At 65.7% G+C, this 10686-nt stretch carries 9 protein-coding genes; 6 read left to right on the top strand and 3 right to left on the bottom strand.

Annotation, left to right across the window (positions count from 1 at the left end; translation table 11 throughout):
* Positions 1-135 precede the first annotated feature (135 nt).
* Genes lpxA through lpxB form a run of 3 tightly spaced genes read left to right on the top strand, consistent with a single transcriptional unit; the run spans position 136 to position 2985 of the window.
* A complete protein-coding gene (gene lpxA, locus ACVISU_RS41020; protein WP_456710726.1) occupies positions 136-930 on the top strand; it encodes an acyl-ACP--UDP-N-acetylglucosamine O-acyltransferase in 795 nt (264 codons plus the stop codon).
* A 19-nt stretch (positions 931-949) separates the two neighbouring features.
* Complete coding sequence (locus ACVISU_RS41025) at positions 950-1807, top strand: LpxI family protein (protein ID WP_050402501.1); 858 nt, start codon at positions 950-952, stop codon at positions 1805-1807.
* Positions 1807-2985, top strand: coding sequence for a lipid-A-disaccharide synthase (gene lpxB, locus ACVISU_RS41030; protein ID WP_456710727.1), 1179 nt, complete (start codon positions 1807-1809; stop codon positions 2983-2985). The genes ACVISU_RS41025 and lpxB overlap by 1 nt, the downstream gene beginning before the upstream one ends.
* Positions 2986-3080: 95 nt before the next feature.
* Here the strand turns inward: lpxB and ACVISU_RS41035 are convergent, their stop codons facing one another.
* The 3 genes from ACVISU_RS41035 to gltX form a co-directional block, all read right to left on the bottom strand.
* Positions 3081-3392: a hypothetical protein gene (locus ACVISU_RS41035; RefSeq protein ID WP_456710728.1), complete on the bottom strand. Its 312-nt coding sequence runs from the start codon at positions 3390-3392 to the stop codon at positions 3081-3083.
* Between the two features lie 2 nt (positions 3393-3394).
* Positions 3395-4696 carry a citrate synthase gene (gene gltA / locus ACVISU_RS41040; protein ID WP_456710729.1) on the bottom strand — a complete coding sequence of 434 codons (1302 nt, stop codon included), beginning with the start codon at positions 4694-4696 and terminating at the stop codon, positions 3395-3397.
* Positions 4697-4856: 160 nt separating this feature from the next.
* Positions 4857-6278, bottom strand: coding sequence for a glutamate--tRNA ligase (gene gltX, locus ACVISU_RS41045; protein ID WP_050402437.1), 1422 nt, complete (start codon positions 6276-6278; stop codon positions 4857-4859).
* Positions 6279-6458: 180 nt separating this feature from the next.
* On the opposite strand from gltX, the gene ACVISU_RS41050 reads away from it, so the two are divergent.
* The 3 genes from ACVISU_RS41050 to ACVISU_RS41060 form a co-directional block, all read left to right on the top strand.
* Positions 6459-8135: a glutamine--tRNA ligase/YqeY domain fusion protein gene (locus tag ACVISU_RS41050; protein ID WP_456710730.1), complete on the top strand. Its 1677-nt coding sequence runs from the start codon at positions 6459-6461 to the stop codon at positions 8133-8135.
* Positions 8136-8170: 35 nt separating this feature from the next.
* Complete coding sequence (locus ACVISU_RS41055) at positions 8171-8557, top strand: YybH family protein (protein WP_456710731.1); 387 nt, start codon at positions 8171-8173, stop codon at positions 8555-8557.
* Positions 8558-8846: 289 nt separating this feature from the next.
* The coding region (locus tag ACVISU_RS41060) for a ComEC/Rec2 family competence protein (RefSeq protein WP_456710732.1) at positions 8847-10686 on the top strand (1840 nt) is incomplete at its 3' end.

Raw genomic sequence — 10686 nt, forward strand, 5'->3', positions numbered from 1 at the left:
ATCGGTTGCGACCTTCTCGTTTGCGACAGGCGGTCATGATACGTCACTGGACAGGACAGGCAAAGTCGCGCTAACGACCGCTCAAATCGACTGATACCATCTTGGCGCGACTAACGAATTCCGGACCGTAACGACATGAGCATGATCGACCCCACTGCGCGGATTGCCGATGGCGCTGTGATCGGGGCCGGCACCGAGATCGGTCCGTACTGCATCATCGGCCCGAACGTCGTGCTCGGCGAGAACTGCAAGCTGATCGCGCATGTTACCGTCAGCGGGCATACGAAAATCGGCGCCGGCTGCGTCATCTCGCCGTTTGCCGCACTCGGCGGGCCGCCGCAGGATCTCAGCTATCGCGGAGAGCCGACCCGTCTCGAAGTCGGCGAAGCCTGTACGATCCGCGAAGGCGTGACGATGAATGTCGGCACGATGAAGGGCGGCGGGCTCACCCGCGTCGGCGATCGCGGTTTCTTCATGAACAACAGCCATGTCGGCCATGACTGCGTGGTCGGCAACGGCGTGATTTTCGCGACATCGGCGACGCTCGGCGGCCACTGCGAGATCGGCGACTCCGTCTATATCGGCGGCCTGTCGGCCGTGCACCAGTTCACCCGCGTCGGCTCGCAAGTGATGATCGGTGGCGTCTGCGGCGTGCGCGGCGACATCATCCCGTTCGGACTGGCCAACGGTCAATACGCAGTGCTCGAAGGGCTCAACATCATCGGCATGCGGCGGCGCCAGTTCACCAAGGCGCGGCTGGCGACGGTGCGGGCGTTCTATCAAAAATTGTTCCACGGCCCCGGCATCTTTGCCGAGCGGCTGGCTTCGGTGCAGTCGCTGGCGGGTGAGGATCCTGCGATCGCGGAAATCCTCGCCTTCATCGATGGCGGCAAGCTGCGGCCGCTCTGTCTTCCCGCCGATAGCAACTGAGCATGGGATGGCCGCCAGCATGACGTCAGCGGCTTCCTCGCTTTCCTCGCCGGTCGGCGTGATCGCCGGCGGCGGCGCCATGCCGTTCGCGGTCGCCGATCAGCTCACCGCGCGCGGCATCACGCCGGTGCTGTTTGCGCTGCGCGGTGCCTGCGATCCAGCGCGCGCGCAGCGGTTTCGTCATCGCTGGATCTCGGTCGGCCAGCTCGGCCGCGCCACCCGGCTGTTCCGCGACGAAGGCTGCCGCGACCTGATCTTCATTGGCACCCTGGTGCGTCCTGCGTTGTCGGAGATCCGGCTCGACTGGGGCACGCTGCGTTTGCTCGGCCATGTCGTGCGCGCGTTTCGTGGTGGCGACGATCATCTGCTCTCGAGCGTCGGCCACATCCTCGAGCAGCAGGGATTTCGCATGGTCGGTATCAAGGACGTCGCACCCGACCTCCTGATGCCTGAGGGCACCGTGACGCGTGCGACGCCGGACAGCGCCGCGCTCGCCGACATCGCGCGCGGACGCGGCGTGCTCGATGCGCTTGGACCATTCGACATTGGCCAAGCGGCGGTGGTGATCGACGGTCACGTGGTTGCGGTCGAAGACATCGAAGGCACCGATGGGCTGCTCGCGCGGGTGGCGCGGCTGCGCGCCGAGGGCCGCATCCGCGCCAAGGCCGGCCGCGGCGTGCTGGTGAAGGCGCCGAAGAGCAAGCAGGATCTGCGCTTCGATCTGCCGACCGTCGGTCCACGCACGGTCGAGGGCGCGGCTGCGGCGGGCATCGCCGGGATCGCCGTGATCGCCGGCAACACGCTCGCCGCCGAGCCGCAGGCCCTGATCGAGGCCGCCGATGCCAAGGGGCTGTTTGTCATCGGACTGGCTGGCTGATGCAGGCGCGCAGTCCCACTGGCGGCCGCAAGATCTTCCTCATCGCGACCGAGGAGTCCGGTGACCGTCTTGGCGCGGCACTGATGAAGGTGCTGCGCCAGCGCCTCGGCGATGCCGTGCGATTTTCCGGCGTCGGCGGCCGGCAGATGACGGGCGAGGGCATCGATCCCTTGTTTCCGATCGAGGAGCTCTCGATCATGGGCCTTGCCGCCGTAGTGAAGCAATTGCCGAAGATATTGCGGTTGATCCGGCGCACGGCCGATGCCGTGCTCGATGCTGCGCCCGACATGCTCGTCATCATCGACAGCCCCGACTTCACCCATCGCGTCGCCCGCCGCGTCCGCGCCCGCAACCCGGACATTCCCATCGTCGACTACGTGTCGCCGTCGGTCTGGGCCTGGCGGCCGGGCAGGGCTCGCGCGATGCGAAGCTACGTCGATCACGTGCTGGCGCTGCTGCCGTTCGAGCCTGAGGAATATCGCAAGCTCGAGGGACCGCCGTGCAGCTATGTCGGCCATCCCCTGACCGAACAGCTCGCTTCACTGCGGCCGAACGAGGAGGAGCAGAAGCGGCGCGACGCCCAGCCGCCGGTGCTGCTGGTCTTGCCTGGAAGCCGGCGCAGCGAGATCAGGCATCATCTGGCGCTGTTCGGCGCAGCGCTCGGCCAACTCAACAAGCAAACCCCGTTCGAGCTTGTGCTTCCCACCATGCCGCATCTCGAGGCCATGGTACGCGAAGGCGTCGCGTCGTGGTCCGTCGCGCCGCGGCTTGCGATCGGCGAGATCGAGAAGCGCGCCGCGTTCCGCGTGGCCCGCGCGGCGCTCGCAAAGTCGGGCACGGTGACGCTGGAGCTCGCGCTATCAGGGATTCCGATGGTGACGGCCTATCGTGTCGGTGCCGCGGAGGCGTTCATCCTGCGCCGTGCGATCCGGGTGTCGTCGGTGATCCTCGCCAATCTCGTGATCGGCAGCGATATCATCCCTGAGTTCCTGCAGGAGAACTGCACGCCGGACAGGCTCGCGCGCGCACTGGGCGATGTACTCGCGGATTCACCCGACCGCCTCCGGCAGCTCGTGGCGTTCGCGACGATGGATGGGAAGATGTCGACCGGCGACCAGCCACCGAGCGTCCGCGCCGCCGACATTGTGCTTGCGGAAATGAGCCGGCGTTCAGCCTAGTCATTCGCTCCCTGGTGTTCGGCGGCGGGGTCAGTTGGGTGACCGTGACGCTGGCAGCCGACGGCTCCAGCGGAACTCGCCTCGAACTTGAGCACCTATAGATCGTCGAAGGTGACTTCTGGGATCGTTACGGGCCTGGCGCGGTCGGCGTCGGCTGGGACCTCGCTTTGATAGGTCTCGCTCTGTACTTCGCCACGCCGCCGGGACAGCCATTCGATGCCGCCGACGGCACCCGCCGTATCTATGCCGTGGAGCTGCGGCGGCTGCGCGAGGTCGACGACTGGTTCGATCGGTTCAGGGCATTCTGGCTGCCGCATCTCGATGCGCTCGCGACTGAAGTCGCACGTGGCAAACGAAAGCGGCGCCATCAGGAATGATGGCGCCGTCTCGAGCTTGTCGGAGATCAAGCTTACTTGCGCTTGTCGATCGCCACATAGTCGCGGCGCGCGACTCCGGTGTAGAGCTGGCGCGGACGGCCGATCTTCTGCTGCGGATCCTCGATCATCTCGCTCCACTGGCTGATCCAGCCGACGGTGCGAGCGACCGCGAACAGCACGGTGAACATCGAGACCGGGAAGCCCATCGCCTTCAGCGTGATGCCCGAATAGAAGTCGACGTTCGGGTAGAGTTTGCGATCGATGAAATAGGGATCGCTGAGCGCGATCTTCTCGAGCTCCATCGCGACCTTGAGCATCGGATCGTCGCCGTGGCCGGTCTCCTTCAGCACCGCGTGACACATCTTCTGCATGATCTTGGCGCGCGGATCGTAGTTCTTGTAGACCCGGTGGCCGAAGCCCATCAGGCGCACTTCGCTGTTTTTGTCCTTCACCTTGGCGATGAAGTCCGGAATGTTTTCGACCTTGCCGATGCCGTAGAGCATGTTGAGCGCGGCCTCGTTGGCGCCACCATGCGCCGGGCCCCACAGGCAGGCGATGCCGGCAGCGATGCAGGCGAACGGGTTGGCACCCGAGGAGCCGGCGATGCGGACCGTCGAGGTCGAGGCGTTCTGCTCGTGGTCGGCGTGCAGGATGAAGATCTTGTCGAGTGCGTCGGCGAGAACCGGATTGATCTTGTACTCCTCGCAGGGGACCGCGAAGCACATGTTGAGGAAGTTCTCGGCGAACGAGAGCGAGTTCTTCGGATAGATGAAGGGCTGGCCGATCGTGTACTTGTAGGCCATCGCCGCCAGCGTCGGGACCTTGGCGATCATCCGCATCGAAGCGATCATGCGCTGGCGCGGATCGTTGATGTCGGTCGAGTCGTGGTAGAACGCGGCGAGCGCGCCGACGGCGGCGACCATGATGGCCATCGGATGGGCGTCGCGGCGGAAGCCCTGGAAGAAGCGCGCCATCTGCTCGTGCACCATCGTGTGATGGATCACGCGATGGTCGAAGTCCTTCTTCTGCGCCGGGGTCGGAAGCTCCCCGTAGAGCAGCAGGTAGCAGGTCTCGAGGAAGTCGCCGTGCTCGGCGAGCTGCTCGATCGGGTAGCCGCGGTATTCCAGAACACCGGCGTCGCCGTCGATATAGGTGATCTTCGACTGGCAGCTGCCGGTCGAGGTGAAGCCGGGGTCGTAGGTGAACACCCCGGCCTGGCCGTAGAGCTTGCCGATGTCGATGACATCAGGCCCAACCGTGCCGCTCAGGATCGGGAAATCGTAGTTCTTGTTGCCAATGGTGAGTGTGGCTGTCTTGCTGGATTTTGCGTCCATCGTGAGATCCCCGATGAAATCGTTGCGAAAACCGACCTTGCCCAGTCGCTAATTTGCGGCCCATGGCGGGGCGGAACGGCTTATTGAGAAGGCGTCCGGGGATGGGTAGCTCATTGCAATGTGCGCTGCAAGATGGACCCTGGAGGGGGTCCATGCAGGATCACACCGCCTGATCGGCGAGACGGGCGAGACACTCCTGGCGTCCTAGCACGGCCAGCACGTCGAATATGCCCGGCGACGTTGTCCGTCCGGTCAGTGCCACCCGCAGCGGCTGGGCAACGGCGCCGAGTTTCAGATTGTTCTGCTCGGCGAAATTCCGCATGGCGGTCTCGGTGGTTTCCGCCGTCCAGTCGTTGACGGCTTCCAGCGCGGTGCGCAGCCGGCCGATCAACGCGCGCGTTTCCGGCGTAAGGAGCGCGGCCGCCTTCGGATCGAGCTCGAGCGGCCGATCGGCAAAAATGAAGTAGGCGCCGGCGATCAGCTCGATCAGCGTCTTGGCGCGCTCCTTCAGGCTCGGCATCGCCCGCAGCAATTGCGCGCGGGTGGTGTCGTTGAGCTTGGCCTTCAGCGCAGCGCCTTCAGGAACATAATCCAGCACGCTCTCGAACCGGGTCACGAGGGATTGATCGTCGCTCTGCCGGATGTAGTGGCCGTTGAGGTTCTCCAGCTTGGCGAAATCGAACCGCGCCGCCGAGCGGCCGATGCCGGAGAGATCGAACGCATCGATCATCTCCTGGGTCGAGAAGATCTCCTGGTCGCCATGGCTCCAGCCGAGCCGGACGAGATAGTTGCGCAAGGCGGCCGGCAGATAGCCGAGCGCACGATAGGCATCGACGCCGAGCGCGCCGTGGCGCTTCGACAGTTTCGAGCCGTCGGGCCCATGGATCAGCGGGATGTGGGACATGCTCGGCAGCTCCCACTCCAGCGCGTCGTAGATCTGCTTCTGGCGCGCCGCGTTGATCAAATGGTCGTCGCCGCGGATGATGTGGGTGACGCCCATATCGTGATCGTCGACCACGACCGCGAGCATGTAGGTCGGGGTGCCGTCGCCGCGGAGCAGGACGAGGTCGTCGAGGTTCTCGTTCTGCCAGACCACGCGGCCCTGGACCTGATCCTCGATCACGGTCTCGCCGGTCTGCGGCGCCTTGAGGCGGATGGTCGGCTTGACGTCGGAAGGCGCGGTGGCCGGATCGCGGTCGCGCCACATGCCGTCATAGAGCCGGGTGCGGCCCTCGGCGCGCGCCTTCTCGCGCATCGCGGCCAGCTCCTCCGGCGTGGCGTAGCAGTAGTAGGCGCGGCCAGCGGCGAGCAGGCCCTCGGCGACCTCGCGATGGCGGGCGGCGCGGCTGAACTGGTAGATGACGTCGCCGTCCCAATCGAGCTCGAGCCATTTCAGGCCGTCCAGGATGGCGTCGATCGCCGCCTTGGTCGAGCGTTCGCGGTCGGTGTCCTCGATCCGGAGCAGCATCTTGCCGCCGAGCTTCCTAGCATAGAGCCAGTTGAACAGCGCGGTGCGGGCGCCTCCGATATGGAGGAAGCCGGTCGGTGAGGGGGCGAAGCGGGTAACGACGGAATTGGTCATGATCGAGCGAGACGTATGCTGGAATGGGCGGTGGTGTATATCAGGAACCGGACATAACTAAAGCCCCGGCCGACCTTTTGCCCACCAAACCAGGCTCTGAAACGGGACTCTGAAACCAGACTTGGCCGGACGGCGCGAATTTGGCAGAAGGTTGAGCTTAATCCTCCAGGGAACCCTTTGATGACGACTGACACGACGGCAGAGGCAGGGCGCGACTTCATCCGCGACATCGTCCAGGCTGATCTCTCCTCCCATAAGCACAACCGGATCGTGACCCGCTTCCCGCCGGAGCCGAACGGCTACCTGCATATCGGCCACGCCAAGTCGATCGCCCTGAATTTTGGCATCGCCCAGGAGTTCGGCGGGCAGTGCAACCTGCGTTTCGACGACACCAATCCGACCAAGGAGGAGCAGGAGTACATCGACTCGATCCAGGCCGACGTGCATTGGCTCGGTTACGATTGGGGCAACAACCTTTTCTATGCGTCGGACTATTTCGAGCGCCTGTACGATTGGGCGGAGGGCCTGATCAAGGCCGGTTACGCCTATGTCGACGATCAGTCGCAGGAGGAGATCCGCATGTCCCGCGGCACGTTGACCGAGCCCGGCAAGAACTCGCCGTTCCGCGATCGTTCGGTCGAGGAGAACCTCGACCTGTTCCGCCGCATGAAGGCCGGTGAGTTCTCGAATGGCGCCCGGGTGCTGCGCGCCAAGATCGACATGGCGGCCGGCAACATCAACCTGCGCGATCCCGTGCTGTATCGCATCCTGCACGCCCACCATCCGCGCACCGGCGACAAATGGTCGATCTATCCGAGCTACGACTACGCGCACGGCCAGTCGGACGCCATCGAGGGCATCACCCATTCGATCTGCACGCTGGAGTTCGAGGATCACCGCCCGCTCTATGAGTGGCTGCTCGACAAGCTGCCGGTGCCCTCGAAGCCGCGCCAGTACGAAATGGCGCGGCTGAACCTGACCTACACGCTGCTGTCCAAGCGCGTGCTGACGCAGCTCGTCCGCGACGGGCACGTCTCGGGCTGGGACGACCCGCGGATGCCGACCATCGCCGGCCTGAAGCGGCGCGGTGTGCCGCCGGCGGCTGTGCGCGAGTTCATCAAGCGCATCGGCGTTGCCAAGGCCAACAGTGTGGTCGATGTCGGCATGCTCGAGTTCTGCATCCGCGAGGAGCTGAACCGCACGTCGCTGCGCCGCATGGCGGTGCTGCGGCCGCTCAAGGTGGTGATCGAGAACTATCCGGAAGGGCAGGTCGAAGAGATCGAGGCGATCAACCATCCCGACAATCCGGAAGCAGGTACCCGCAAGATCGCCTTCGGCCGCGAGCTCTATATCGAGCGCGACGACTTCATGGAGAACCCGCCGAAGAAGTTCTTCCGCCTCTCGCCCGGCAATGAGGTGCGCCTGCGCTATGCCTACTTCATCAAGTGCACCGGCGTCGTAAAGAACGACGCCGGCGAGATCGTCGAGCTGCGCGCGACGTACGACCTCGCGACCAAGGGCGGCAACGCGCCCGATGGCCGCAAGGTGAAGGCGACGATGCACTGGTTGCCGGCGGCGCAGTCGAAGCCGGCGGAGGTCCGCATCTACAATCAGCTGTTCGCCAACCCGAGCCCGAATGCGGCCGATTTCGCCGCCGACCTCAATCCGCAGTCGCTGGAAGTGCTGAGCGATGCGCGGGTCGAGCCTGCGATCGCCGAGAGCAACTCGCCCGAGGCGATGCAGTTCGAGCGGCAGGGCTATTTCGTGCGCGATGCGGATTCGACGCCGGACCGGCTGGTGTTCAACCGCACCATCGGCCTGCGCGACACCTTCGCCAAGGAAGTCGGCAAGGGTTAGCGCAATCCGGCGCGGACAAAGGAGGGAGGCGATCGATGCTAGATGAAGCCAACGAGATCGCCTCCGCCATCATCGCGCGATGGTCCGCCGGTTTCGGCAAGCTCGATGCGGATGCGCTGGCTGCGCTCTACTCGCAGCACGCCTTCTTCTTCGGCTCGAACCCGACGCTGTATCGCGGCCGGAACGGTGTGAAAGCCTATTTCAACGGCCTGCCGCGCTGGCCGGCCCCGCGCGTGGAGTTCAGCGATCTCAGGACGGACCGGGTCAATCCCGATCTCGTCAACATGGCTGCGATCGCCTCGTTCTTCGTCGACGGTGATGCGCCCTCGCTGGCCGTCAAGATCACCTGGGTGATCGCGCGCGAGGACGGCGACTGGAAGATCGCCTGTCATCACGTCTCGTCGCAGACGCCGCTGATCTAGCGCCTGCCAAAATATCGAAAACAACCCCATGCACAGTAGCCGGCCGCCGGCGTTCGGCAAGGCGGCGTTCGACAAGACTGCTTGACACGTTGGGCAACTCAGGGATAAACTTCTAATATTCCGAAATTGTGCAGCGCGCCGCCGCAATCGCGAGCCGCGGCCCGCTTTCACGGGACCCGGGGCAGCCGCAGCTCGTGTTGCCGGATAGCTTCGTGTTCCGGTTGCGTTCCGCTAGGCGGCCGGCGGGGGCTTCCGCTAGCCTTGTGGCCCGGCAGGGATCGCAAACGGAATGGCGGAGCAGGGCACGACGCCGGGCGGCAGACGCGGCTACGCGGGGACTTGGCCGCCGCGCGCGGCTGCGCCGGTCGGTGGCTACATCCCGGTGCGCGCCAGCACCTGGCGGCCGCTCGTCGAGACATTGCGGCAATGGGCGCGTGCGGAGGCGGGCGCCGGACGGCTGTTTCCTTGGGTGCCGGTGGCATTCGGCACCGGGATTGCGTTCTATTTCGCGGCTGAGCACGAGCCGGTGTTGTCCGTCGCGGCCACGGTCGCGATCGCGCTCTGCCTGCTGGCGTTGCTGCTGCGGCGGCACCGGGGGTTTGCCGCCGTGGTGATGCTGGCCGCGGTCGCGGCGGGCTTTGCGACGGCGACATGGAAGACCGCGCGGATCGCCCATGGCGTGCTGGCGCGGCCGATATATTCCGTCGCGCTGACCGGTTTCGTCGAGACGCGCGATGTCAGGGAAAAGACTGATCGCTTCGTGCTGCGCGTCGTGTCGATGGAAAGCCAGCGCGAGGTGCCGAAACTCGAGCGCGTCAGGCTCTCGGTGAAAAAGGGCACCGCGCCGGATGTCGGCAGCTTCGTCGAATTGAAGGCCCGGCCGATGCCGCCGCTCGGACCGCAGCGTCCGGGCTCCTATGATTTCGGCCGCGACCTCTATTTCCAGGGTATCGGCGCATCCGGCTTCGCGATGGGCGCGGTCAAGACCAGGGAGCCGCCGGCGAGCGGCGGCCTCATGCTGCGCTATGCCGCCTTCATGCAGTGGCTGCGCGATGCCATCGACGCGCGGATCCGCACCACGCTTGACGGCGATCAGCGTGCGATTGCAACGGCGCTGCTGACCGGCCGGCGCGATGCGATCACGACGCCGGTCAACGACGCGATGTTCATCTCGGGGCTCGGCCACGTGCTGTCGATCTCCGGATACCATATGGCCGTGGTCGCCGGCGTCGTGTTCTTCACGATCCGCGCGCTGCTTGCGCTGTTTCCGGCGCTGACGGCGGGGCACCCGATCAAGAAATGGGCGGCGGCGGCCGCGCTGGTCGCGGCGGCGTTCTACCTGCTGCTGTCGGGCGCGGAGGTCGCGACCCAGCGATCGTTCTTCATGACCGCCGTGGTGCTGATCGCCGTGATCGTCGATCGCCGCGCGATCACCTTCCGCACGCTGGCGGTGGCGGCGCTGATCGTGCTCGCGATCGCCCCGGAGGCGCTGGTGCATCCGAGCTTCCAGATGTCGTTTGCGGCGACGCTCGGGCTGGTGGCGCTGGTGCAGATCGGGCTGCCGAACCTGCTGGCGTCGCCGGATCACTCGGCAACTGCGCGCCTTGCGCTGTGGGGCGGCCGTGAGCTCACGATGCTGATGCTGGCATCGCTGGTGGCGGGGCTCGCGACCACGCCCTATGCCGCGTTCCATTTCCATCGCGTGACGCCCTATGGGCTGCTCGCGAACCTCGCGGCGATGCCGGTGGTGTCGGCCGTCGTGATGCCGGCCGGCCTGCTCGGGCTGCTCACCATGCCGTTCGGCTTCGACGGCGTGTTCTGGGCGATCATGGGGTTCGGCATCGACTGGATGATCCTGGTGACGCAATGGGTCGCCGCGCTCCCCGGCGCGGTCGGGCGGATGGCGGCTTTCGGGGTCGGGCCGATGATCCTGGCAAGCGCCGGCCTCGTTCTGCTCGGGCTGTTGCGCACGCCGCTGCGCTGGTCGGGCGCCGCGCTGCTGGTCGTGGCCTCGGTCTGGGCCGTGTCGGTGCCGCAGCCGGACGTGCTGGTCTCCGCCGACGGCCGCAACGTCGCGGTGCGGGGCGGCGACGGCCGGCTGCATCTGATGCGCAGCGCCAAGGACGCCT

This window comes from Bradyrhizobium sp. USDA 4452 (assembly GCF_054063575.1).

What these genes read in the sequence shown, in the direction of transcription:
- lpxA (WP_456710726.1), top strand. Translation starts at nt 136, where the DNA reads ATGAGCATGATCGACCCCACTGCGCGGATTGCCGATGGCGCTGTGATC.
- ACVISU_RS41025 (WP_050402501.1), top strand. Translation starts at nt 950, where the DNA reads ATGACGTCAGCGGCTTCCTCGCTTTCCTCGCCGGTCGGCGTGATCGCC.
- lpxB (WP_456710727.1), top strand. Translation starts at nt 1,807, where the DNA reads ATGCAGGCGCGCAGTCCCACTGGCGGCCGCAAGATCTTCCTCATCGCG.
- gltA (WP_456710729.1), bottom strand. Translation starts at nt 4,696, where the DNA reads ATGGACGCAAAATCCAGCAAGACAGCCACACTCACCATTGGCAACAAG.
- gltX (WP_050402437.1), bottom strand. Translation starts at nt 6,278, where the DNA reads ATGACCAATTCCGTCGTTACCCGCTTCGCCCCCTCACCGACCGGCTTC.
- ACVISU_RS41050 (WP_456710730.1), top strand. Translation starts at nt 6,459, where the DNA reads ATGACGACTGACACGACGGCAGAGGCAGGGCGCGACTTCATCCGCGAC.
- ACVISU_RS41055 (WP_456710731.1), top strand. Translation starts at nt 8,171, where the DNA reads ATGCTAGATGAAGCCAACGAGATCGCCTCCGCCATCATCGCGCGATGG.